General features: G+C 63.5%; 26 protein-coding genes, 1 other RNA gene and 1 pseudogene. 14 read left to right on the top strand and 14 right to left on the bottom strand.

Annotated elements, in window-relative coordinates:
• Nucleotides 1–4: 4 nt before the first annotated feature.
• The 3 genes from AB4136_RS00085 to ilvD are packed head-to-tail and all read right to left on the bottom strand — an operon-like array spanning nucleotide 5 to nucleotide 3,729.
• Complete coding sequence (locus AB4136_RS00085; protein WP_116970709.1) at nucleotides 5–889, bottom strand: DUF6671 family protein; 885 nt, start codon at nucleotides 887–889, stop codon at nucleotides 5–7.
• On the bottom strand, nucleotides 876–1,979 hold the full coding sequence (gene pyrC / locus AB4136_RS00090; protein ID WP_116970713.1) for a dihydroorotase: 1,104 nt from the start codon (nucleotides 1,977–1,979) through the stop codon (nucleotides 876–878). Before pyrC ends, AB4136_RS00085 begins: the two co-directional genes overlap by 14 nt.
• Nucleotides 1,966–3,729 carry a dihydroxy-acid dehydratase gene (gene ilvD, locus AB4136_RS00095; RefSeq protein ID WP_116970708.1) on the bottom strand — a complete coding sequence of 588 codons (1,764 nt, stop codon included), beginning with the start codon at nucleotides 3,727–3,729 and terminating at the stop codon, nucleotides 1,966–1,968. The genes pyrC and ilvD overlap by 14 nt, the downstream gene beginning before the upstream one ends.
• A gap of 508 nt (nucleotides 3,730–4,237) precedes the next feature.
• Here ilvD and AB4136_RS00100 point away from each other — a divergent pair.
• A protein-coding gene (locus tag AB4136_RS00100; protein ID WP_116970707.1) for an IS5 family transposase occupies nucleotides 4,238–4,995 on the top strand; the annotation gives its coding sequence in 2 pieces (ribosomal slippage) (nucleotides 4,238–4,571 and nucleotides 4,571–4,995; 759 coding nt in all).
• Here the strand turns inward: AB4136_RS00100 and AB4136_RS00105 are convergent.
• Both AB4136_RS00105 and AB4136_RS00110 read right to left on the bottom strand, forming a co-directional pair.
• Nucleotides 4,996–5,445, bottom strand: coding sequence for a tellurite resistance TerB family protein (locus AB4136_RS00105; RefSeq protein ID WP_116970706.1), 450 nt, complete (start codon nucleotides 5,443–5,445; stop codon nucleotides 4,996–4,998).
• 238 nt (nucleotides 5,446–5,683) lie between these two features.
• Nucleotides 5,684–6,691: a TerC family protein gene (locus tag AB4136_RS00110; protein ID WP_137900590.1), complete on the bottom strand. Its 1,008-nt coding sequence runs from the start codon at nucleotides 6,689–6,691 to the stop codon at nucleotides 5,684–5,686.
• Between the two features lie 530 nt (nucleotides 6,692–7,221).
• Here AB4136_RS00110 and AB4136_RS00115 point away from each other — a divergent pair.
• The 4 genes and pseudogenes from AB4136_RS00115 (at nucleotide 7,222) to AB4136_RS00130 (ending at nucleotide 10,045) form a co-directional block, all read left to right on the top strand.
• Nucleotides 7,222–7,452, top strand: coding sequence for a helix-turn-helix transcriptional regulator (locus tag AB4136_RS00115; protein WP_137900589.1), 231 nt, complete (start codon nucleotides 7,222–7,224; stop codon nucleotides 7,450–7,452).
• A gap of 115 nt (nucleotides 7,453–7,567) precedes the next feature.
• Nucleotides 7,568–8,107: pseudogene (locus tag AB4136_RS00120) on the top strand (ABC transporter permease); the annotation flags it as partial.
• A complete protein-coding gene (locus AB4136_RS00125) occupies nucleotides 8,104–8,934 on the top strand; it encodes an ABC transporter permease (protein WP_137900889.1) in 831 nt (276 codons plus the stop codon). The pseudogene AB4136_RS00120 and the gene AB4136_RS00125, both read left to right, overlap by 4 nt.
• Before the next feature lie 37 nt (nucleotides 8,935–8,971).
• Nucleotides 8,972–10,045 carry an ABC transporter ATP-binding protein gene (locus AB4136_RS00130; RefSeq protein WP_137900888.1) on the top strand — a complete coding sequence of 358 codons (1,074 nt, stop codon included), beginning with the start codon at nucleotides 8,972–8,974 and terminating at the stop codon, nucleotides 10,043–10,045.
• A 10-nt stretch (nucleotides 10,046–10,055) separates the two neighbouring features.
• Here the strand turns inward: AB4136_RS00130 and AB4136_RS00135 are convergent, their stop codons facing one another.
• Complete coding sequence (locus tag AB4136_RS00135) at nucleotides 10,056–10,862, bottom strand: AraC family transcriptional regulator (RefSeq protein WP_137900887.1); 807 nt, start codon at nucleotides 10,860–10,862, stop codon at nucleotides 10,056–10,058.
• 74 nt (nucleotides 10,863–10,936) lie between these two features.
• Here AB4136_RS00135 and AB4136_RS00140 point away from each other — a divergent pair, with 74 nt between their 5' ends.
• On the top strand, nucleotides 10,937–11,338 hold the full coding sequence (locus AB4136_RS00140; protein WP_137900886.1) for a cupin domain-containing protein: 402 nt from the start codon (nucleotides 10,937–10,939) through the stop codon (nucleotides 11,336–11,338).
• A gap of 62 nt (nucleotides 11,339–11,400) precedes the next feature.
• On the opposite strand, the gene AB4136_RS00145 is transcribed toward AB4136_RS00140, so the two are convergent.
• Nucleotides 11,401–11,721, bottom strand: a complete 321-nt coding sequence (locus tag AB4136_RS00145) for a metalloregulator ArsR/SmtB family transcription factor (RefSeq protein ID WP_137900885.1) — start codon at nucleotides 11,719–11,721, stop codon at nucleotides 11,401–11,403.
• Nucleotides 11,722–11,772: 51 nt separating this feature from the next.
• Between AB4136_RS00145 and AB4136_RS00150 the strand changes: the two genes are divergently transcribed.
• Genes AB4136_RS00150 through AB4136_RS00160 form a run of 3 tightly spaced genes read left to right on the top strand, consistent with a single transcriptional unit; the run spans nucleotide 11,773 to nucleotide 13,156 of the window.
• Nucleotides 11,773–12,255: an SRPBCC domain-containing protein gene (locus tag AB4136_RS00150; protein WP_024922873.1), complete on the top strand. Its 483-nt coding sequence runs from the start codon at nucleotides 11,773–11,775 to the stop codon at nucleotides 12,253–12,255.
• 21 nt (nucleotides 12,256–12,276) lie between these two features.
• Entirely contained in the window at nucleotides 12,277–12,639 is a 363-nt protein-coding gene (locus AB4136_RS00155; protein WP_024922874.1) for a glyoxalase/bleomycin resistance/dioxygenase family protein, read from the top strand.
• A gap of 46 nt (nucleotides 12,640–12,685) precedes the next feature.
• On the top strand, nucleotides 12,686–13,156 hold the full coding sequence (locus AB4136_RS00160) for an SRPBCC family protein (protein WP_024922875.1): 471 nt from the start codon (nucleotides 12,686–12,688) through the stop codon (nucleotides 13,154–13,156).
• 47 nt (nucleotides 13,157–13,203) lie between these two features.
• On the opposite strand, the gene AB4136_RS00165 is transcribed toward AB4136_RS00160, so the two are convergent.
• Entirely contained in the window at nucleotides 13,204–13,962 is a 759-nt protein-coding gene (locus AB4136_RS00165) for a TerC family protein (RefSeq protein ID WP_024922876.1), read from the bottom strand.
• Nucleotides 13,963–14,045: 83 nt separating this feature from the next.
• On the bottom strand, nucleotides 14,046–14,870 hold the full coding sequence (locus AB4136_RS00170) for a TIGR00282 family metallophosphoesterase (protein ID WP_024922877.1): 825 nt from the start codon (nucleotides 14,868–14,870) through the stop codon (nucleotides 14,046–14,048).
• 139 nt (nucleotides 14,871–15,009) lie between these two features.
• Between AB4136_RS00170 and AB4136_RS00175 the strand changes: the two genes are divergently transcribed.
• Nucleotides 15,010–15,393: a hypothetical protein gene (locus tag AB4136_RS00175; RefSeq protein ID WP_024922878.1), complete on the top strand. Its 384-nt coding sequence runs from the start codon at nucleotides 15,010–15,012 to the stop codon at nucleotides 15,391–15,393.
• Nucleotides 15,394–15,404: 11 nt separating this feature from the next.
• Here AB4136_RS00175 and AB4136_RS00180 read toward each other — a convergent pair whose 3' ends face one another.
• Nucleotides 15,405–15,989, bottom strand: coding sequence for a 5-formyltetrahydrofolate cyclo-ligase (locus AB4136_RS00180; protein WP_024922879.1), 585 nt, complete (start codon nucleotides 15,987–15,989; stop codon nucleotides 15,405–15,407).
• A gap of 50 nt (nucleotides 15,990–16,039) precedes the next feature.
• On the opposite strand from AB4136_RS00180, the gene AB4136_RS00185 reads away from it, so the two are divergent.
• Nucleotides 16,040–16,531: a GNAT family N-acetyltransferase gene (locus AB4136_RS00185; protein WP_036254063.1), complete on the top strand. Its 492-nt coding sequence runs from the start codon at nucleotides 16,040–16,042 to the stop codon at nucleotides 16,529–16,531.
• Here AB4136_RS00185 and ssrS read toward each other — a convergent pair.
• Nucleotides 16,529–16,685: non-coding RNA, 6S RNA (ssrS, locus tag AB4136_RS00190), on the bottom strand. The genes AB4136_RS00185 and ssrS overlap by 3 nt on opposite strands.
• Nucleotides 16,686–16,829: 144 nt before the next feature.
• On the opposite strand from ssrS, the gene AB4136_RS00195 reads away from it, so the two are divergent.
• Together AB4136_RS00195 and AB4136_RS00200 are read left to right on the top strand one after the other, a co-directional pair.
• Nucleotides 16,830–17,669, top strand: a complete 840-nt coding sequence (locus AB4136_RS00195; RefSeq protein WP_024922881.1) for an AAA family ATPase — start codon at nucleotides 16,830–16,832, stop codon at nucleotides 17,667–17,669.
• 638 nt (nucleotides 17,670–18,307) lie between these two features.
• Nucleotides 18,308–18,754 carry a GNAT family N-acetyltransferase gene (locus AB4136_RS00200; RefSeq protein ID WP_024922882.1) on the top strand — a complete coding sequence of 149 codons (447 nt, stop codon included), beginning with the start codon at nucleotides 18,308–18,310 and terminating at the stop codon, nucleotides 18,752–18,754.
• A 101-nt stretch (nucleotides 18,755–18,855) separates the two neighbouring features.
• On the opposite strand, the gene AB4136_RS00205 is transcribed toward AB4136_RS00200, so the two are convergent.
• Nucleotides 18,856–19,917, bottom strand: coding sequence for a glycoside hydrolase family 25 protein (locus AB4136_RS00205; RefSeq protein WP_024922883.1), 1,062 nt, complete (start codon nucleotides 19,915–19,917; stop codon nucleotides 18,856–18,858).
• Nucleotides 19,918–20,312: 395 nt separating this feature from the next.
• On the opposite strand from AB4136_RS00205, the gene AB4136_RS00210 reads away from it, so the two are divergent.
• The gene (locus AB4136_RS00210; RefSeq protein WP_024922884.1) at nucleotides 20,313–21,503 is read left to right on the top strand and encodes a vWA domain-containing protein; all 1,191 of its coding nucleotides are present in this window, start codon (nucleotides 20,313–20,315) and stop codon (nucleotides 21,501–21,503) included.
• A gap of 249 nt (nucleotides 21,504–21,752) precedes the next feature.
• Here the strand turns inward: AB4136_RS00210 and AB4136_RS00215 are convergent, their stop codons facing one another.
• Entirely contained in the window at nucleotides 21,753–22,337 is a 585-nt protein-coding gene (locus AB4136_RS00215; protein ID WP_024922885.1) for a CarD family transcriptional regulator, read from the bottom strand.
• 363 nt (nucleotides 22,338–22,700) lie between these two features.
• Nucleotides 22,701–23,039 carry a ferredoxin FdxA gene (fdxA, locus tag AB4136_RS00220; RefSeq protein ID WP_024922886.1) on the bottom strand — a complete coding sequence of 113 codons (339 nt, stop codon included), beginning with the start codon at nucleotides 23,037–23,039 and terminating at the stop codon, nucleotides 22,701–22,703.
• Nucleotides 23,040–23,042 lie beyond the last annotated feature (3 nt).

The raw sequence follows: 23,042 nt of genomic DNA on the forward strand, positions 1-23,042 counted from the left end.
TTCCTCATGGATTGCACTCCGGGCAATATTGCGCCGGCGCACGGAGCAACCCATCAGACCGAGGCCGTTCCTCACGACACCCACACACCGAGCAACCATATTCCTCGGCGAGGACCATTTCGGTGGGCGCGCCGCAGTCCTCGCATTTCAGCCCGATCCGCGATCCCGTACGTCCGAAGCCGGGCGCGCCGCACGCAGGGCACGGTGTCGCGAGCCGTCGAGCGAGGCGATCCGCGAGCGCGGCGAGGCTTTTCATCCGCGTCGGATTGAGGTGCGCGCGCATGTCGGTCTCGAGACGCGCCCGGCCATCCGAGGATGCGGCAGCGGCGGCCGCGATCGCGAGCGCAAGGCCTTTCCGGTCGGTGAGGCCTTTAACGAGAGCCGCTGTCACCGAACCCTCATTCGCCCGCACGATCAGGGCGTGGCTCGGGAATCCCACCCGTTCGAGGAATGCCTCCAGCGCATCGCCTGGAGAAACGACGAGATGGCCGAAGTTGGTCGCGTCGGCGATCAGGCTTTCACTGACGACGATCCCCCTCTCGTCATCGACGAACACCAGGAGCTCCATGCCGGCCGCGAAGAACGGGATCGCTGGATGGGGCCCGAACGAGCCCTCGCTGGCGAGGCCGAGCGGTAATCCGGCGCCCTGCATGCCCAGCCTCGCCTTGCGCACCGCGACCTCGAGCATCGTCCCCTGCCGCGCGATTTCGCCCGAGAACGTCCCGAGCTGATCGGTATCGAGACCCGCCGCGGGTACGACGACAAGACCAAGGGTCGCGCTAAGGGCCGGCGCGATCGCTTCTTCCTTGCGATGCATGGTGGCGAGCACGGCGCTGCGACCTGCGTAAGGACGTGGTTCATAGATCGCGGTTCGCTCATGACGGCGCATCGATCGGTCCTCGATACGTCCAGGCCATGGACGCACCGGCCTGGAACGGAACGACTTGGTCGCCAGCAGCGGCGAAGACCGATGGCGCCCGCCATGGTGTCCGTTCAAGGACGATCGAGCCGGCGTTGAGCGGGAGGTCGTAGAAGCGCGCTCCATGCTCAGACGCGAAGGCTTCGAACCGGTCCAGCGCACCTTCCTCGTCAAACACCGTGGCGTAACTCTGCAGGGCGACCGGCGCGTTGAAGATGCCGGCGCAGCCGCAGGCGGACTCCTTGTCACGGACCGCGTGTGGCGCTGAATCGGTGCCGAGGAAGAACTTCGGATTTCCCGAGGTCGCCGCGCGTCGCAACGCCAGACGATGCCGCTCGCGTTTTGCGACCGGCAGGCAGTAGAGATGCGGTCTGATGCCGCCGGCGAACATCGCGTTGCGATTGATCATCAGATGGTGTGGCGTGATCGTGGCGCCGACGTTCGGCCCGGCGGCCTCGACGAAGGCCACGGCTTCGGCGGTGGTGATATGCTCGAAGACAATCTTGAGAGCGGGAAATCCTGCGACGACATTCGCAAGCACACGGTCGATGAAGACGGCTTCGCGGTCGAAAACATCGACGTCGTGGTCCGTGACTTCCCCGTGCAGCAGCAACGGCATCCCCAGGCGCTGCATGACGTCAAGGACGCCGAAGATGTGAGCCACGTCCGTCACGCCCTGCGCGGCGTTGGTGGTCGCATGCGCAGGATAGAGCTTGGCTGCGGTGAACACGCCGGACCTGAAGCCGCGCTCGATTTCCGCCGGGGCGATGTCGTCGGTCAGATAGGCCGTCATCAGCGGTGTGAAGGCAAGGCCAGGCGCGAGCGCCCCCTGGATCCGCGCACGATAGGCTTCCGCCGCGGCCACGGTGGTCACCGGCGGATCGAGGTTGGGCATGACGATCGCCCTGGCGAACTGACGGGCGGTCTCGTTGACGACGGCGGCGAGCATCCCGCCGTCACGGAGATGCACATGCCAATCATCGGGCTGGCGAAGGACTAAGCGGTGCGCGCTGGATGACTCCACTCTCTCGGCTGCGGCGCCTGGGTCAGATATCAGCATAGACGTGCTCTTCGGCGGCAGCGCCTGGATGGGTCACCGCGCCCTTGCCGGCGGAACCGACGGTCTGCGCGTAGCGCCACAGCGCTCCGGACTGGAAGGCATGCCGGCGCGGCTGCCACCGCTCGCGGCGCGCCGCCAACTCGGCGGGATCGATGCGGAGCGAGAGCGTCCCTCGCTCCGCATCGATCTCAATCACATCGCCGTCCTCGATCAATGCGATCGGGCCGCCGACCGCGGCTTCCGGTCCGACATGACCGACGCACAGGCCGCGCGTCGCGCCCGAGAAGCGGCCGTCGGTAATCAAGGCCACGTCCTCCCCCATGCCCTGGCCATAGATCGCCGAGGTGGTGGACAGCATCTCGCGCATGCCGGGTCCGCCACGCGGCCCCTCGTAGCGGATGACGAGCACCTCGCCCGCATGGTAGCGCCGCTGCATCACCGCTGCGAAGGCATCCTCCTCCCGGTCGAACACGCGCGCCGGACCGCTGAAGGCGAGCCTGCGCAGGCCCGCCACCTTCACGATTGCCCCTTCAGGCGCGAGATTTCCGGAAAGGCCGACGAGGCCGCCGGTCGGTGACAGCGGCCGCGTCGTCGGATGGACGACGTCCTGGTGGTCGGGCAAAAGCACGGATTCCAGATTCTCGGCCAGGGTGCGGCCCGTGACCGTCAGGCATTCGCCGTGCAGGAAGCCACCGTCGAGCAGCGCCTTCAGGACCACCGGCACGCCGCCGATCTCGTGCACGTCCTTGGCGAGATAGCGTCCACCGGGCTTCAGATCGGCGATCAACGGCGTGCGCCGAAACACCGCGGCGACATCGAAGATGTCGAAGGCGATGCCTGCCTCATGGGCCATCGCCGGCAGATGGAGCGCGGCGTTGGTCGATCCGCCTGTCGCGGCGACGACCGCGGCCGCATTCTCGAGCGCCTGGCGCGTGACGATGTCACGCGGGCGCAAGCCCCGTTTGAGCAGCGCCATCACCGCGCGACCCGACGCGTCGGCAAACCGGTCCCGGGACTCGTAAGGCGCCGGTGTGCTGGCCGAACCCGGCAGAGCGAGACCGATCGCCTCCGACACATAGGCCATGCTGTTGGCGGTATATTGGCCGCCGCATGACCCCGCCGATGGGCATGCCACCGTTTCGAGTTCGGCGAGGTCCGCATCGCTCATCGTTCCGGCGGCGTTGGCGCCGACCGCCTCGAACACGTCGAGCACCGTGACGTCTTTGCCGCGGAACCGTCCCGGCAGGATCGAGCCGCCGTAGAGGAATACCGAGGGCACGTTGAGGCGCAGCATCGCCATCATCAGCCCCGGCAGAGTCTTGTCGCACCCGGCCAGCCCCACCAGCGCGTCGTAGCAATGACCGCGCACGGAGAGTTCAACCGAGTCGGCGATCACCTCGCGGCTGACGAGCGAGGCCTTCATGCCGGCGTGCCCCATCGCAATGCCGTCGGTGACCGTAATGGTGGTGAACTCGCGCGGCGTGCCGCCGGCGGCCGCCACCCCCTTCTTCACCACCTGCGCCTGCCGAGACAGCGAGATGTTGCAGGGCGCCGCTTCATTCCAGGTCGTGACGACGCCGACGAAAGGTTGCGCGATCTCGCGGGCCGACAAGCCCATCGCGTACAGGAACGAGCGATGGGGTGCGCGCTCGGGGCCTACTGTCGTATGCCGGCTCGGCAGCCCCGACTTGCCCGGGTCCGATTGGACAGCCCGAGACTGCGTCGGCGCGGATTCGTCACGGTCATCCACGAAGCGCCTCCGCGACGTGCAACCCGATCTTCTGTCCTGCGATTTGCATGGGACCAGCCGCTCCGCTCTGCCGTTTCGAAACCGTCCTCCCTGTACGGTAGCGGTAGTGAGAGCTTTTAGTTACTTCAAATAACTCACGGTTTTGTTCTGTTTTATATAACAACCCGCCACCGAGCTTAAACGGCGCGACGCAAGCACGTCCGCACCGCCAAACCAACGCGCGCCCGGCGTTCCTCGCACTGCGACGGAAGCGATTCCTTCGTCGCAACAGCAACACCTTGCCGGGATCCGGATTCAGGGCAAACACTGACGGTCAACCCAGGCCGCTCACTTCCAAACGTCGGTGTGGATCCCGATCGAAGTCAGTTTGCGACCACCTCGTTTCAAGGCGCGTCGGCCAACCCAAAGTCCGCCGGTTCGAGCCCGAGAACTTCGCAGATCCGGCTAGGCTCTGGACCCATTGATTTGAGAGGCATGATCTGATTCAGGCTCCGCGAGGAGACTGAAGATGAGCGACCTGTACTGGCTGACGGACGAGCAGATGGCTCGGCTCCGGCCATATTTTCCCAAGAGCCACGGCAGGCCCCGGGTCGATGATCGGCGGGTGCTGAGCGGGATTATCTTCGTCAATCGCAACGGTTCGCGCTGGTGTGATGCGCCCAAGGAGTACGGTCCGCACAAGACGCTCTACAACCGATGGAAGCGTTGGGGCGAGATGGGCGTCTTCCTCCGCATGATGGAAGGGCTGGCCGCCGAGGGTGCCGATCCGAAGACGGTTATGATCGACGCGACCTACTTGAAGGCGCACCGCACGGCATCGAGCCTGCGGGTTAAAAAGGGGATCTCGGGCGGCTGATCGGCCGCACCAAAGGCGGGATGAACACCAAGCTTCATGCTGTCACCGACGCCAACGGCCGCCCGCTCAGTTTCTTCATGACCGCAGGCCAAATCAGCGATTACACCGGCGCTGCGGCGCTTCTCGACGACCTTCCCAAGGCGCAATGGCTGCTGGGTGACCGCGGCTACGACGCCGACTGGTTCAGGGATGCCCTTCAGCAGAAGGGGATCAAGCCCTGCATTCCTGGGCGGAAATCCCGTCTCGACCCCATCAAATACGACAAGCGTCGGTACAAACGCCGCAACCGCATCGAGATCATGTTCGGCCGCCTCAAGGACTGGCGCCGCGTCGCCACCCGCTACGATCGGTGCCCTACGGTCTTCTTCTCCGCTATCGCCCTCGCCGCCACCGTGATCTTCTGGCTCTGATCAATGAGTCCTGAGCCTAGCGGTCGCCCGTTCTTCGGAGTCGAACCCGCCATCGGCAGCGGCGATCGCGCAGCAGGCCTCGACGAGCAGTGCCGGATACCGCTGCGCGCCCTTGACGCGTGCGACCGCCTCGAACGCGGCCGCCTCGCCACCCTTCTGGTCCTTGGCGAACCGCTCGGTCAGAGTTTCGAACGTCGCGGTGACATCGTCTAGCCCGAACGCAGCGATCGGCTCAAATCCACGGATCAACCCGAGCATCCGGTCATGCTCCTCCGTCGTTACCCAGCCATCGGCGAAGGCGATCAGCGCACACCCCGCGACGATGCCTTCCATCAGATGTTCGTTCTGCGCCCGATGAACCTCGTCGCCGAAGTCTTCCCAGGAGCGTTTCGCAAAACCTCCAAGCGCGTGTCGATACGGCATGTAATCTCCTTTTCCTCGATGTTGCATGAAGCGCCGCCAACCGGCCGATCAGTCGAAGATGCGCGATCGCCGCTCGTTGCGCCGATAGTTGTCGTGACCATCGTCCCAAACGCGCCGACCTTCGAGACGAGCGGGCTCTCGGTTGGCGTGGCCGCTTCCGACGTCCGCTCCCGTTTGCGGGCCGGATCAGCGGCATCATCCTTCCGTGCGACCCCCAGCAGCTCTGCGAGCTGGCCGCGGTCGAGCCAGACGCCGCGGCACGGCATCAGAACTTGCCTTTCACGGCAGGGGCGGGATTGCGGGTCCGCCACAGCGAATAGACGATGCCGGCGGCGAGGATCGCGAAAGTGGCGCCGAGCGACCAGATGGCGGGAAATTTGTCGAGCCCGAGGAAATCGGCGACGAAGATCTTCGAGCCGATGAAGATCAGCAGCACGGCAAGCGCCTGCTTGAGGTAAGCGAAGCGGTGCAGAACGGCAGCAAGTGCAAAATAGAGCGCGCGAAGCCCCAGGATCGCGAAGATATTCGACGTGTACACAATGTAGGGATCGGTGGTGATCGCGAAGATCGCGGGCACTGAGTCCACCGCGAAAATCACGTCCGCGATCTCGATCAGGATCAGCGCGAGGAAGAGCGGCGTCATATAGCGCACCGGCCGCCCCGTCCTCGGGTCCGGCAGCTTCACCAGGAAGCGCTCACCGTGCAACTCCTCGGTCACGCGGAAGCGGCGGCGGATCAGCTTGAGGACCGGGTTCTTTGAGAGATCGGTCTCCTTGTCACCCAGCGCCAGCATCTTGATCCCGGTCAGGATAAGGAAGGCCGCAAAGACGTAGAGAACCCACGCAAACTCGGCGACCAGCGTGGCGCCGATGCCGATCATGATCGCGCGTAGAACGATGACGCCGAGAATGCCCCAGAACAGCACGCGATGCTGATACTGACGTGGTACCGCGAAGTAGCCGAAGATCAACGCGATCACAAAGACGTTGTCGAGCGCCAGGCTCTTTTCGACGACGAAGCCGGTGAGATACTGGATGCCCGCGGTTTCGCCCAGCTGCAACCAAACGAGGCCGGCGAAGGAGACTCCAAGCACGATGTAGCCTGCCGAGAGCACGAGGCTTTCGCGCACGCCAATCTCTTTCTGCTTGCGATGCAGGACACCGAGGTCCAGCGCGAGCAGCACACCGACGATCGACACAAAGCCCAGCCACATCCAAGCGGGGTTGCCGAGCCAATCGAGCAGTAGGAATTCCAAATGCCGCCTCCCTGTCATGGAGTGCGGCTCGATCGGGAGCGTAGGATCGGACCCGGGCATCGAGCGCACTCGATGCGGTCCGACATCACGACCATCATGGTCGCCAGAGGGGCCCGGCCCGCGACGGTCATATAGGAAGCGCCCAGACTAGCCACAAGGGAAGATGCTTCAAACGCAAAGATCAGATCGGCCTTACGGCCTGACCACGCTTGATCGGCAATCTCATCACTGGATCCGCGCGGTCATTCGGCTCATTTCTGCGCCGCGTTGCACGCTGTGCTGGAGTTGCTTGAAAAGCGGACCGTGGGCGACGATCGTCGACCACCCGACCGAACGAGCGCGGCCCGTCCGATTCTTATCCGTGGGTGTCCGCGGCCACTACCACCGCTTGTCCGCCCTTCCCGTCCGAAGGTGAAAGTCCCATTCGTAGCGGGCAACCGCATGCGCCAGCGTGCGGAAACCTGCCGGAACGTGTTCGCACCGCCTTGTGTGATCCTTGGCTAAAAGTGCGTCGGCGGGCGCCGCGAATGCGAGATGTGGAGCTAAGCATGGACCCTAGGAGATATCTCACTGCCGAAGAAGTCGCGGAGCGCTACCGTGGCAGCATCTCGATAGGCACTCTACGCAACTGGCGGGCTATGAGAATCGGGCCGACTTTCATCAAGATCGGCAAAGCCGTGCTGTATCCCGTTGACGAACTCGATGCCTGGGACGAGAAGAACCGCGTGACCTGCCGTGCATCAACGCGCCTCGGCATGAGGGGTCAGGATCAGGTGTGATGATCACCCAGGTGCACGATTTGCCGATCTCAGTTGCCGACCTCACCCAACTTACGCATCACCAATTTCTAGCGCAACTACAGCAGGTTAGTCGATCATAGCAGACTCCTGCACAACCATCCCGTTCTGGACCAGCTACCTGCTGCGGGTGATGTCGTGGAAGGTCATCCTCGGCTACAACGGCGTCCTCAATTCCGGCCTGATGGGGCTCGGCCTGATCAGCGAGCCATCCACCGCCCTGCTCTACAACACCAGCGCCGTCGTCATCACGCTGACCCATGCCTGGGCGGCCTTCGCCATCCTGCCCATCTTCGTGTCGCTCGAAAAAGTCGACCGCACGCTGATCGAGGCGGCCAAGGATCTCGGCGACGGCCCGCTGCGCTCCTTCCTGCGCGTGACGCTGCCGCTGTCGGCGCCCGGCGTCATCTCGGCGCTGCTCATCGTCATGATCCCGACGGTAGGCGACTACGTCACGCCGAAGCTGGTCGGCGGCAAGGACGGCGTCATGATCGCCAACGCCATCCAGGCGCAGTTCGGCAAGGCGGCGAACTGGCCGCTGGGCGCCGCGCTTTCCGTCACCACCATGGTCGTGGTCAGCCTGATGGCGGGCGCCGCCGTCTTCCTGATCCGCACGGCGGCGAGGCTGGCGCGATGAGTACCCTCAAGCGCTTCCTGCCCAGCGGCAGCTCCTGGCTTACGGCCTATGCCGCCCTCTATGTCGGCTTCCTCTATCTGCCGGTGCTGTTCCTGCCGATCTTCTCCATCAACACCTCGGCCTCGCCGAAATTCCCGCTCTCCGGCTATACGTTGCAATGGTACCGCGATCTGCCGAAGACGCCGGCCCTCATCGATGCGGCGTGGAACAGCCTGATCGTTGGCGTCTCCGCCGCGGTGCTGTCCACCGTTCTCGGCATCCTCGCCGCGCGCGCCATTACCCGCTATCGTTTCCCCGGCCGCCGGCCGATCCATGGCCTGATCATGGCGCCGCTGGTGCTGCCGGAAGTAATCGTCGCCATCTCCATGCTTTTGGTGATGCTGCAGCTCGGCCTCAGCCTGTCGCTGTTCACCGTCGTGCTCGGCCATGTGCTGGTCTGCATTCCCTATTCGATGACGGTGCTGACATCCGGTTTCGAAGGCTTCGACCGCAGCCTGGAGGAAGCCTCGGCCGATCTCGGCGAGAGCGCCTTCGGCACCTTCCGGCGCGTGACATTGCCGATGGTGACGCCGGCCATCATCTCCAGCCTGCTGGTTTCCTTCACCATTTCGCTCGACGAGTTCATCATCGCCTTCTTCCTCACCGGAACCGATGCGACGCTGCCGATCTACATCTGGGGCCAGCTGCGCTTCGCCGCCAAGCTGCCCGGCGTATTGGCGCTCGGCACACTGCTTCTGGTCGGCTCCTTCGTGCTTCTCTCCATCGCCGAAATCCTGCGCCGCCGCGCCGCCCGGCGCACCCAGTCCGAGGGTCTCCTGCATGCTTGACCGGCCGCAATCCGAACGCAGTGCCTCCGAGCGGCCGATGATCGAGATCAGGGGCGTCACCCGCAACTACGGGGCCTTCAAGGCGCTGGACGACGCCACCGTGACCATTCGCGAGGGCGAGTTCTTTTCCCTGCTCGGCCCCTCCGGTTGCGGCAAGACCACCTTGCTGAGGATGATCGCCGGTTTCGACAACCCGACCTCAGGCACCATCGTCGTCGATGGCCAGGAGATGGTCGGCGTGCCGGCCAACCGGCGCCCCACCAACATGGTGTTCCAGAGCTACGCCATCTTCCCGCATCTCAATGTCGAGCAGAATGTCGGCTACGGGCTGAAGCGGCTGAAGCTCGACCAGGGCGAGGAGAAGCGGCGGGTCGACGAGGCGCTGGCGATGGTCTCGCTGATCGGCCTCGGCAAACGCGGCGCGCATGAACTCTCCGGCGGGCAGCGTCAGCGCGTGGCGCTCGCCCGCGCGCTGGTGATGCGGCCCAAGGTCCTGCTGCTCGACGAGCCGCTGTCGGCTCTCGACAAGAAGCTGCGCGAACAGATGCAGGTGGAGCTGCGCCGGCTGCAGCAGGCGGTCGGCATCACCTTCATCCTGGTCACCCATGACCAGTACGAGGCGCTTGCCATGTCGGACCGCATCGCCGTCATGTTCGGCGGCCGCATCGCCCAGGTCGCCTCGCCGAAGGAAATCTACCAGCGGCCGGTGAACCGCCAGGTCGCCGACTTCCTCGGCGGCATGAATTTCGTCAAGGCCGAGATCGTTGAGGAGAACGGCTCCTCGATCACCGTCGACACGTTGGGCTTCGGCCGCGTCACCACCGAAAAGCCGAAGGCTTTCGTGCGCAACGGCGCTGCCGCGACGCTCGGCATCCGGCCGGAACGGCTGCGCGTGCTTTGGGACCAGGCAACCGCCAAATACGAAGTGTCGGGCAGCGTGGTGGAGCGGCACTATTTCGGCGAGATCACCCATCTCATCGTCGACATCCCAGGGCTGGAAAAACCGCTGTCGGTGACCGAGACCAATGATTTCGGCGCCGACGACATCCCGGTCGGCGCCACCATCCGCCTCGGTTACGACCGCGACGCCCTGGTGGCGATGGCGGATTAGTTTCGAGGGATCAACCGTCCCGCAAACGCCGGGCTTGCCCGGGTGTCATTCCGAAAAATTGCCGGAATGCCAATCCGAAGGCCGGAACGCTATCGAAGCCGGCGATGGCGGCGGCCCTGGTCGGTTGCATGCCCATCGTCAGGGCACTCAGCGCCTCGGTCAGACGCGCCTGCTGCCGCCATTGACGAAAACTGAGGCCGGTTTCCACGCGGAACAACCTGGCCAGGGTGCGGCTGGATGCATTCGCCACCTCGCCCCATTGTTCCAAACTCCTTTTGTCGTCCGGACGATCGCGAAGGCCTGAGACCACGCGAAGAAGACGGGCATCGCGCGGCAGCGGCAACCGCATCGGCAACGGCGTCGATCTGGCTATTTCGTCGAGGATCAGTTCCGCCAGATGATAACCCCTGCCCTGTGTTTCCCATTCGATCGGCTCGGCGCAGACAGCGATGACGATCTCACGCAGCAGGCCCGATACGGTTATGACCTTCGGCTGGTCTCCCACCCGCCTTGCCGCGTCTTCCCTGAGGAAAAGTTCGCGCATGGCGACGGGGCCATCCATGCTGACGGCGTGCGGTACATCCGTCGGCAGGAACAATGCCGTGGTCGGCGGAACGAGATAACTCGAACCCCGCGTTTCCACGCGCATCAGGCCCGACACCGCATGCAGCAACTGGGCGCGCGGATGGCTGTGAAAGCCTGTCGAAAGCCCCGACGGATAGTCGCGGGCATATCCCACGACCGATCGCGGCGCCGTCTCGAAAGGCAGGATTTCGGCCTGTCTTGTTGGCGACAGAAAATGGCCGGTTGTCTCCATTCGACAAGCGTAGCCTGCTGATCGCGCTTTTCAAGACAGGCGCGAGATCGCGAACCTTTCATGGAGACACGGCAATGAGCGAGGGCCTTTTTCAAAAGATTGGATATGTAAAGTCGGACCAGCTGGTCGATGGTCCCATCACGCCGGGCCAGAACCGGCGAAAGGCGTTGGAAGCCGGCGACCTTTGGGTCGGCCAGTGCCACGTGACCGCGCTCGCCGAACCAAGCCAGTGGCATCACCATCAGGAGTTCGACAGCGTGATGTTCATGCTGTCCGGTCGTATTCGCGTGGATTTCGGCGAGAACGGCGATGACTCATTCGAGATCGGCAAGGGCGATTACGCGTATTTCCCGCGCCGCGCGGTTCATCGCTGCCAGATTGTCGAGGGCGGTGACGACGTTCACTACGTTTTCGTCCGCGTCGGGCGTGGCGAAACGGTCGTCAATGTCGACGGCCCGGACGTCGTCGCCCCGTAGGCCTGATTTTCACGCGTCGTTTGCGCGAACCGGCTCCCACGTTCCCCGATATCGAGCCGATCTCAACCGAGATCGGCCTTCAGCCGGTCGAGGATCGAAACCGCATGCGTGGCGTATTCGCTGATCCAGCGGTCGTGGATGCGCTTGATCGGCAGCGCGTCGAGATGGTTCCAGCGTTCGCGCCCTTCGCGGCGCGCCACCACCAGGCCGGCGTCTTCCAGCACCTTCAGGTGCATCATCACCGTGCAGCGGTCCATGTCGGCGTGAATTTCGCACAAGGTGCCGGTGGTTTTGGGCCCGTCCTTCAGTTCGTCCAGGATCATGCGGCGGCGCGGATGCGCCAAGGCCTTGAAAACATGGTCGTCTTTGACTTCACTTGACATGTTATGTTTTTATAACACAATGGGTGAAATTTCAAGCAGGAGCCTGTGGACATGTCCATCGCATTCAGGATTTCGGGCCGCATCGGCAGGCCCGTGGCCGAAGTGTTCGACGCCGTCGTCAATCCAACCAAGCTGAGCGGCTATTTCACCACTGTCCGCGGCGCCTCGGCGCCGCTGGTCGCCGGCACCACCGTCACCTGGTGGGGGGAAATCCCGGTCGAGGTCGACGAAGTGGTGCCCGAGCGCCGGATCGTTTTGCGTTGGGACGGCAGCGGGCCGGACGAGAAGCCGGCTTACAAGACCCGTATCGAGATGAACTTCGAACCCCTGGACGACGGCGGCACCTTCGTCACCATCGCCGAGGAGGGCTGGCGCGAGACCGAGACCGGGCGCAAGCGCTCCTACATCAACTGCGAAGGCTGGTCGCAGATGCTCGCCTGCATGAAGGCCTATGTCGAACACGGCATCAATCTGCGCGACGGCTACTACCGCTCCGAGATGAGGGGCGAGCCGGCCAATCCCGACAACATCTGAACCACATCGAACGGAGACCCCATGACCGTAAAACTCGAAGGCGGCATCAACATCGCCATGAAGGTGCCGAGCCACCAGTATGAAACGACCATCGCCTTCTACCGCGACACCGTCGGCCTTGAGCCGATCACAGAGAAAGCGCCGGCGGTCGGCTTCAAGCTCGGCCCCAACCAACTCTGGATCGACGAGGGCGCGACGATGAGCCAGGCCGAGGTCTGGCTGGAGCTGTTCACGCCCGATTCCACCGGCGCGCTGCGCCAATTGGCCGATGCCGGCGTGGTGCGCTGCGATCCGATCGAACCGCTCGGCGATGGCTTTCGCGGCGGCTGGGTCATGAACCCCGCCAACATCGTCCATATGGTGCGCGAACCGGACGCGTGGTGACGCCACGTGAACCCCAACCGAAATGCTGGCCTGAAGGAGCAGCGAGATGGAATTGCATGAAGCCCCCGTCGCCTCGGTCGGAATGCTGATCCGCAAACCCGTCGCGACCGTCTACGAAGCCTTCGTCGATCCGGCGGTCACGTCGAAATTCTGGTTCACCCATGGCAGCGCCCGGCTCGATGCCGGCCGTCCCGTCGAATGGGAATGGCGCATGTACGCCTTCAAGTCGCCGGTCGAGGTCAGGGAACTGGTGAAGGACAAGAAGATCGTCGTCGGCTGGGGCGATCCCGCCACTACGGTGGAATGGACCTTCACCCCGATGCTGGACGGCGCCGCCACCTTCGTCGCCATCCGCAATTCGGGCTTCCAGGGCAGCCTCGACGCACAGGTCAAAAGCGCGCTGGATTCCACCGACGGCTTCGCACTGGTTCTCGCCGGCGCCAAGGCATGGCTGGAGCAAGGCATCGCCATCGGCCTAATCGTCGACCGGCATCCGCAAGGCGTGCCTGGAGCATAAGACCAGGCGCCTCACCTTCTCCCACAAGGGGAGAAGGAAGCGCCCTTTTACTTCCCCCCGCTCTTCTTCTTGCGCCGGGCCAGCATGTTCAAACCCTCGACCAGCGCCGAGAAGCCCATGGCGGCATAGATGTAGCCCTTGGGCACATGGTAGCCCATGCCGTCGGCGATCAGCGTCATGCCGATCATCAACAGGAAGCCCAGCGCCAGCATGACGATGGTCGGGTTCTTGGCGATGAAATTGGCCAGCGGTGTCGCCGCCACCAGCATCACGCCGACAGTGACGATCACCGCGATATACATGATGGCGATCTCGTCGGTCATGCCGACGGCGGTGATGATGGAATCGATCGAGAACACCAGGTCGAGCAGCAGGATCTGGAAGATCGCTGCGCCCAGGCTCATCTGCAGCGTGCCGCCGATCATCGTGTCCTGATGGTCCTCGGGATCGACGGTGTGGTGGATTTCCTTGGTCGCCTTCCACACCAGGAACAGGCCGCCGGCGATCAGGATGAGGTCGCGCCATGAGAAGCCCTGACCAAAGACGGTGAAGACCGGCGTCGTCAGCTGCACGATGATCGAGATCGTCGCCAGCAGCAAAAGCCGCATGATCAGCGCCGCGCCGATGCCCAGCCGGCGCGCCTGCGCGCGCTGCGCTTCCGGCAGCTTGTTGGTCAGGATCGAGATGAAGATCAGATTGTCGATGCCGAGCACGATCTCGAGCACGACCAGCGTGATCAGCGCCGCCCAGGCGGTCGGGTCATTGACGAAGGCGAAATGCGGCGCAAGAAACTCTATGAGCTGCATGGAGGTCGTTCTCCCCTCAAACGATCTGAAGCAGGCGTGTCATGTCCGGCGGCAGTTAGGTATGGCTGCCGCCGTCTTCAATGTCATGACCAGAAGGACGGCGCGGTTTCTTCCAGTCTCGGTCCGCGGCGAAACGGCGCAATGCGCTCGGCAAGGCCGGTGCGGTCCGAAATATCGACACCGACGCCGCACAGCGTTGCCGGTCCGTTGGCCGCCTCGAAGCGGCCCTTCGGCACTTTGGAGAGGAACCGGTTGAGCGGCTCCTCCTTGTCCATGCCAAGCGAGGAATCGTAGTCGCCGCACATGCCGGCGTCGGTCATGTAGGCGGTGCCGCCATTGAGGATCTGATGGTCGCCCGTTGGCTGGTGCGTGTGCGTGCCCACCACCAGCGAGGCGCGGCCGTCGACGAAATGCGCGAAGCACATCTTTTCGCTCGTCGCCTCGGCGTGGAAATCGATCACCACCGCGTCGGCCTGTTCGCCGAGCGGACAGGCGGCCAGCTCGCGCTCGCCCGCCTGGAACGGATCGTCGAGCTCGGGATGCATGAACACCCGGCCCATGATGTTGGAGACCAGCACGCGCGCGCCGTTCTTGGCGATATAGACGCCGGAGCCGCGCCCTGGCGTGCCCTTTGGAAAATTCGCGGGCCTGAGAAACCGCTGCTCGCGCGGCGCGAAGGCAAGCGCCTCGCGCTGGTCCCAGACATGATTGCCGGTGGTCACCACGTCGGCGCCTGCGGCGATCGTCTCGCGGAAAATCTCTTCGGTGATGCCGAAGCCGCCGGCGGCGTTCTCGCCATTGACGATGACGAAATCCAGCCGGAAATCGGAGATCAGCCCGGGCAGCTGCTCCCACACCGCCGTACGGCCCGTCTTGCCCACCATGTCGCCGAGGAAAAGAAGTCTCATGAGACGCTTCTACAGGGCTGTAGCGAAATCATGCAAGTGGAGGCGCGGCACACCAGGCTCAATCCCACAGCAACCCGTGCTTGCTCGACTGTGGAACTGCGATAGACTTGCGACACGCGCACACTGAGAGGTGTCAGTGATGACAAGGAAGGCAATTCTGCTTGCCTATTTCGAGCCAATTTCGCTCGGGCTTCTGTTTGCGCTCGGCGCGTATCTCAACGGCGATCCCGCCAAGACCGTATTTCTGAAGTCGCTGATTGGGCCGATGTACATTCTGGCCAGCCTTGGACTGAGACAGCATTTCACCCGAGACAACGACGCCACACGCAGCACGACCACATGGGTGGAGTTCCTGCTGCTGGACTCCGCTCTCCTCTCGGCTGCCCTGATCCTGATTTTGCCCGACAAGACGGAAAGCGCCGTCCATTTGATCGGCGTGTTCGCGATCATGACCCTTGCCATGACCGCTTTGAGAATGCTCATTCGTTGGCTCTGGCCAGCACGCGGCGGGATCCAACCCTAGCGTTGTTCAGCCTACGGCGCTTCGAACCGCCGCAACCCGCTTTCGGTCAAAATTTCCGGGACGATCACGTCGTGCGCTTCGTCCGGCACCTTTGCGACCTCCTGGCAATTGAAGGCGATGCCGATCAGCCGGGGTTCCTTGCCGGCGTCCTGCAGCCTGGCGATCGCCCGGTCGTAATAGCCGGCGCCATAGCCGATGCGGTGGCCGCGCGCGTCGAAGGCGGCAAGCGGGATGAGCATGATCGCCGGGTCGAGAACCTCGGCCTCTTCGTGCGGGCCGACCGTGCCGAACCCCATGTCAACCATCGGCGCCCCGCGCACCAGTTCGCGAAAGACGATGGTGGTCTTGTCGAGGATCGCCGGCAGGCACAGCCTTGCCCCGTGCTCGCGCAGTGCGAACATCATCGGCCGCACGTCGACCTCCGAGCGCATCGGCCAGAAGCCGGAGACGATCGCGCCTGGTTCGAAGGCAATCCGATCCCGCGCGGTCTCGGCCATTTCCAGCGAGGCCTCGATGCGCCAGAACGGGTCGAGCGCGTCGCGGCGGGCCAGCGCCTCCTTGCGCAGTTCTTTCTTCAGGGTTCTGGATTGCGTCATCATGCGATCTTTATAGAAGGGTCGCGCGACCAAACGCCAGAGCCGCCATCATGCCAGATCGTTCGCAATCGTTGCCAATCGTCATCAGGCAGGCCGGCATCGCCGAACGCTTGTTGCTGGAAGACCTGCAGCGCCGGGCTTCCCTGGCCTCGCCAAGCGATCAGGCACAGTTGCTTGCCCATCCCGATGCAATCGAGCTGCCGGCCGAACAGATCGCGGCCGGACTGGTCTATGTCGCGGAGCGGCAGGGGCGGATAGTGGGATTTGGCGTGATGCTGCCGCAATCGGAAGACGAAGCCGAACTCGACGGCCTCTTCGTCGAGCCGGACAACTGGAAGCAGGGAATCGGCAGGCTGCTCGTGGCGCATCTGGAACGGGTCGCGATCGACGCTGGCGCGACATGGCTGCGCGTTCTCGCCAATCCCGATGCGCTCAGCTTCTACGAAGCCTGCGGCTTCACCCGCATCGGCGAACAGCAGATGCGTTTCGGCGCCGCCATCGTCATGCGCAAGCTTTTGCCTGCCGGTCGGGGAGGTGAGTGACGATCCACGCGACCGGTGGAGAAGTTGATCCCGGGAACCTACAAAGTAGGTGGGCGCCATATGTCCGAACCCACGGGTCCGGTCAGGGACAGCTCCCTTCGAGATCAATAAGGCCCCGGGGAAATGTCTCTCCTGCCGCGAGGCGCAGACCGTCACCGGCAAATATAGAGCGATGCCGACCGCCTTGCCAGAGGCGATCGAACATTAGCCGCTCCCCTTGTGGAGAAGCGACGAAACCGGACGCTTGCCCCTGCCGCAACCCGCCTCTAGGCTCGTCGCGACGGAACTGGAGTTTTTGATGCGTTTTGAAGGAACCTCGGCCTATGTCGCCGACAAGGACCTGATGGTGGCGGTCAACGCGGCGATCGCGCTCGAGCGGCCGCTGTTGGTCAAGGGCGAGCCAGGCACCGGCAAGACCGAGCTTGCCCGCCAGGTGGCGGCGGGCCTCGACCTCGAGCTGATCGAATGGAACGTGAAGTCCACCACCAAGGCGCAGCAGGGCCTCTACGAATACGATGCCGTCTCGCGCCTGCGCGACAGCCAGCTGGGCGATGCCCGCTTCAACGACATCGCCAACTACATCAAGCGCGGCAAGCTGTGGGATGCCTTCGCCGCCGGCAAGAAGATCGTGCTTCTGATCGACGAGATCGACAAGGCCGACATCGAGTTCCCCAACGACCTGTTGCAGGAACTCGACCGCATGGAGTTCTTTGTCTACGAGACCGGCGAGACGATCCGCGCCGCGGTGCGCCCCATCGTCATCATCACCTCCAACAACGAGAAGGAATTGCCCGACGCCTTCCTGCGCCGCTGCTTCTTCCACTACATCCGCTTCCCCGACGTCGACACGCTGCATCGCATCGTCGACGTGCATTATCCCGGCATCAAGCAGAGCCTGGTGCGTGCAGCACTCACCCAGTTCTACGAGATCCGCGAAGTGCCGGGCCTGAAGAAAAAACCCTCGACCTCGGAGGCGCTCGACTGGATTCGCCTTCTGGTCGCCGACGACGTCTCGCCGGAAGACCTGCGCGCCGACCCCAAGAACGCGCTACCCAAGCTGCACGGCGCGCTCTTGAAGAACGAACAGGATGTTCACCTTTTCGAGCGGCTGGCGTTCATGGCCAGACGGCAGGGGTGAGAAGCGGTCCGCGATAGCGATCCCAGGCACGGTGCCGCTGGCCGGCGCTCCTTGCAATTTTTGCGGTGTCGCCAAATACGCCGCCGTCATTCCGGCCGAGCGCAGCGAGAGCCGGAACCCATTGGCCGCCCTATCGTCGAGCCCGGCCCGATCCTCGTCTTCAACCGTTCATGCGGCTGAACCGGTGCTGTGCGCTTCATTCCCGTCAACGCGAACCCAGGTCCCGGCCGTGCTGCTCAATGGGTTCCGGGTCTGCGCTCGCCTTGCTCGCTTGCCCGGAATGACGAACGCGGCGCCACGATGCCGTTTGCCGGCACGATCTGCGATTTTTGCGATGTCGCCAGCATACGCCGCCGTCATTCCGGCCGAGCGGAGCGAGAGCCGGAACCCATTGGCCGCAACATCGTCGAGCCCGGCCCGGTCCTCGCCCTGCACCGTTCGAGTCACTAACGTTTGCGCGAACCCAGGTCCCGGCCGTACCGCTTTATGGGTCCAGATCTACCCTCGCCTTGCTCGCTTGCCCGGAATGACGAACACGGCGCAAACGCGCCTCTAACAACAAAAACCCCGCGCCTGTGCCATCGCGCCGACGGCGCGTGCCGGGCTAGAACATCGGCGTAATTCAGGGGAACCGCACCATGTCCGACATCGTCATCCGCCCTCTCGAACAGTCCGACCATGCCGAATGGCGCCGGTTGTGGGTCGCCTATCTCAAATTCTACAACACCATTTTGCCGGCGGAGACCTTTGAGCTCACCTGGAAGCGGCTGTTCACGCCGGGCGAATACGAGCCGCGCGGCTTCATCGCGCTTCTCGATAGCAAGCCCGTCGGCCTGACCCATTACATGTATCATCGCTCCTGCTGGGCGGAGGCCAACAATTGCTATCTGCAGGACTTGTTCGCCGACCCGGACATCCGCGGCAAGGGCGTGGGTTCGGCGCTGATCGACGCGGTCAAGCAAGAGGCGAAGGCGGCCGGCGTCACCAATGTCTACTGGATGACGCATGAGACCAACGCCACCGCGCGCAAGCTCTACGACCGTGTCGCGCGGCGCACCGGCTTCATCGAATACGATCTGCTGTAATCAGGCCTTCCGGTGGTACCTGCCCGGGGCCGCCGGGATATTAGGGCGCCGCGCGTCCATTCGGACGCGCAAAGGTCGTTCCAACACTTTGAATTTGCGCATCAGCTCGACTTGTCGGCCACCCAGTCGTGCCAGTCTTCTTCCGAGCCGTGGAAGGCGTTGAGGTCGATGCGGCCGGCGACGCCGTGCGACAGGCCGGAACCGGAGTACTGCCAGAACACCCATTTGCGGCCGGGATAGACCTTGCCCGGATGCTGTGCCACCGCGCGCAGCCAGAACGAATAGTCCAGGAATTCGCCCTTGAGGTTGTCGCGGTAGAAGTCCGGCGCCGTATAGATGACCGGACGCTGGCCGTAGTGGCGCTCCAGCTTGTCCATGAACACCTTCATCTTCTCCAGCACCTTTTCGCGCGACGGGCGGCGCGTGCAGCTGGACTCGCCATTATATTCGACATCGATGACCGGCGGCAGCGCGCCGGCCACCTTCGGCACGTTGCGGATGAACCAGTCGGCCTGTTCGCCGGCAGTGCGGCACCAGTAGAAGAAGTGATAGGCGCCGCGCCTGAGGCCGGCCTCGTTTGCCTCGCGCCAGTTCTTCTTGAACATCGGGTCGAGGTGGTCGCCGCCGTCGGTGGCCTTGATATAGGCGAAGTTGGCGCCCTGCGAGCGCAGCTTGTCCCAGTCGATGTCGCCTTGCCAGCGCGAGACATCGACGCCGTGCACGGCGAGCTGCTTGGGCGAAGTGGCGCGGCCGAAATTGATCGGCTTGGCGTCGCGGAAGCGCCGGGCGAAAACCTCGCCGCGCACGATCGCCGCCTTGCGGATCACCGGCTTTTCCGCCGGCGTCATGATCGCGGGCTTCGCCGTGGGCATCGCGGCAGGCATCGGCATGACCGGCATGCTGGGCTGCGGACCGGCAAAGGATTCCGTCTCGGGGAATGACGGCTCCTGCATGGGCGCCGCCATCGCCATTTGCGGCGCCGGCGCCGCGCGCAGTTCGGACTTGATATCGGCGGTCGGCACCGGGCTGTTCGGCCGGGCGATCGAGCTGGTCGTCTCCGACGACGGCCCCGGCGCCAGGATCTCGTCCATGCCCGAACGGGAAGCGCAGCTGGCAAGCGCCGCGCAGGCAAGCAGGATAGCCGACACCGTGGTGAAACGCATGAGAACCCGTACGCAAAACAAGAACCGGAGACGGAAGCCGATACCGCGGCCCCATCAGTTCCAATTGCTAACGGGAAATTACCAAAAAAGGCTGAATCTTATTTTTACCAAGAGTGTGGCGTTCCTACCCTCTTCCCTTCTCCCCTTGCGGGAGAAGGTGGCCGAGCCCCGGCGGCATAGCCGCCGTAGGCGAGGTCGGATGAGGGGTGTTGGCCAGAGCGCGACCTTTCCGAACTTGGAATGATCACAAGATAGCGCCAATTCCTTGATCGTCTCGTTTCTTCCAACACCCCTCATCCGTCTCGGCGCTGCGCGCCGAGCCACCTTCTCCCGCAAGGGGAGAAGGTCGAGTTCCCGCCCTTGCCTCCCCGCCACCGCCGAAGCAAAATGGCGGCATGTTCATCCCCTTCTTCCTCGAACTGAAGGCCGCCAAGGTTCCCGTCTCGCTGCGGGAATACCTCACTCTGCTGGAAAGCCTGGAAGCCGATCTCGTCAGCTACGATGTCGAGGGCTTCTATTATCTCGCCCGCGCCACACTGGTGAAGGACGAGCGCCACATCGACCGCTTCGACCAGGTGTTTTCGCATTATTTCAAGGGCGTCGAGGCGATCTCGGGCGAAGGCGGCATCGACGTCGCCGCCCTCCCCGAAGACTGGCTGCGCCGGCTGGCCGAAAAGACGCTGACCGAGGAGGAGAAGAAGCTGGTCGAAGCGCTCGGCGGCTTTGAGAAGCTGATGGAGACGCTGAAGCAGCGGCTGGAGGAACAGAAGGGCCGCCACCAGGGCGGCTCGAAATGGATCGGCACCGCCGGCACCTCACCCTTCGGCGCCTATGGCTACAATCCCGAGGGCGTGCGCATCGGCCAGGACGAAAGCCGCCACCGCCGCGCGGTGAAGGTCTGGGACAAGCGCGAGTTCAGGAACTTCGACGACAGCGTCGAGCTCGGCACCCGCAACATCAAAGTCGCGCTGAAACGCCTGCGCCGCTGGGTGCGCGAAGGCGCCGAGGAGGAACTGGACCTGCCGGGCACCATCCATGCCACCGCCGAGCATGGCTATCTCGACGTCCAGACCCGTCCCGAGCGGCGCAATGCGGTCAAGCTCCTGATGTTCTTCGATGTCGGCGGCTCGATGGACGACCACATCAAGGTTGTCGAGGAGCTGTTTTCGGCAGCCAAAACCGAGTTCCGGCAGCTCGAATATTTCTACTTCCACAACTGCCTTTACGAGGACGTCTGGAAGGACAACCGCCGCCGCTACACCGAGAAGATCCCGACCTTCGACGTGCTGCACAAATATGGCCACGACTATAAGGTGATCTTCGTCGGCGACGCCGCGATGAGCCCTTATGAGATCGTCTCACCCGGCGGCGCGGTCGAGCACTGGAACAAGGAAGCCGGCACGATTTGGCTGCAGCGCGTGCTCCACCAATGGCCGAACGCGGTCTGGCTCAACCCGACGCGCGAGCAGCACTGGGGCTACACGCATTCCATCAGCATGATCCACGACATCTTCGGCGGCCGCATGTACCCGCTGACGCTGGCCGGCCTCGAAACCGCAACCCGGCAATTGTCGCGCAAGCATTGAACGGCGCATCGCTCCCCTTCTCCTTTTGGGGGAGAAGGTGCCTGAGCAGGCGGCGAAGCCGCCGTAAGCGAGGGCGGATGAGGGGTGCTGGACGGAGCGCGACCGCTCAAACTCCGTCCAGCACCCCTGATCGCTTTCGCTTCAGCGGCCACGCCGCCGAGCCCCACAAGGGAAGGTCGAGATTGCCTCCAAAACAAAAAACCCGGCCATTTCGGCCGGGTTTTCGTGAACTCAATCGGAAGGAGCTATTCAGGCAGCTTCTTCCTGCTCGGTCTCTTCATTGTCGGCCTTGGTGCCGCGCTTGGGGCCCTTGTTGAGGTTGACCTCGATCAGGCGCACGGCTTCGGTTTCCGACATGCGGTTGACGGCGGCGATCTCGCGGGCCATGCGGTCGAGCGCGGCTTCATAAAGCTGGCGCTCGGAATAGGACTGCTCCGGCTGGTTTTCGGCGCGGTAGAGATCGCGCACCACTTCCGAGATCGAGATCAGGTCGCCGGAATTGATCTTCGCATCATATTCCTGGGCGCGGCGCGACCACATGGTGCGCTTCACGCGGGCACGACCCTGCACCACCTTCAGCGCGCGGTCGACATAGTCGGTTTCGGAAAGCTTGCGCATGCCGATCGAGGTCGCCTTGGCGACCGGCACCTTCAGGCGCATCTTGTCCTTCTGGAAATCAATGACGAACAGCTCCAGCTTGTGGCCCGCCACTTCCTGCTCGTCGATCGAGACGATCTGGCCGACGCCGTGCGCCGGATAGACGATGAACTCGCCGGTCTTGAAACCGTGACGTGCTGCGGATACGGACTTCTTCTGCGGGGTTGTCGTTGCCATTACGCCCTGAACTCCTTGTTGTGGTGCCGGCAGGTCTCTGCCGGCAGAACTGGGGCCGCCGGATCAGATCCGGCCCGGAATGCCACACAACAAGCGAAACCCACCGGAAAAGTCCTGCGCCGGCCGGCCGCAAGACTGCGTCCGCCTGACCCAGAGTGCTCTGGTCCGGATATGGAATTCACCTTTCGATGATTAGGGGCGTCTGCGCCATAAATCGACGTTGTGTCATCGGCATGTTTTTTCCGTGTAACACAAAAAGCCGCAAGAATCAAGATTTTGCTGCACGCGCGAAGGATACACGCAACCACCTATGTCAAGGTGGTTAGCACAATCCTGTTGTCGCAGCCCCGCGCCTGGAAGGCGTCAATCGCCGCCGCCCGGCTCCGCTGAAAAGTACTTTTCGAACTTCTCGGTCTCGCCGTCGAACTGCTTGGCGTCGGCCGGCGCGTCCTTCTTGGTGGTGATGTTAGGCCACTTCTCGGCGTATTCGGTGTTGATCTGCAGCCACTTGTCGAGCCCCGGCTCGGTGTCCGGCTTGATCGCGTCGGCAGGGCACTCCGGCTCGCACACGCCGCAGTCGATGCACTCATCCGGGTGGATGACGAGCATGTTCTCGCCTTCGTAGAAACAGTCGACCGGACACACCTCGACGCAATCCATGTACTTGCATTTGATGCAATTATCGGTGACGAGGTAGGTCATCAG

The sequence above is a fragment of the Mesorhizobium sp. 2RAF21 genome (assembly GCF_052115345.1).
Taxonomy (GTDB): Bacteria; Pseudomonadota; Alphaproteobacteria; order Rhizobiales; family Rhizobiaceae; genus Mesorhizobium; species Mesorhizobium terrae.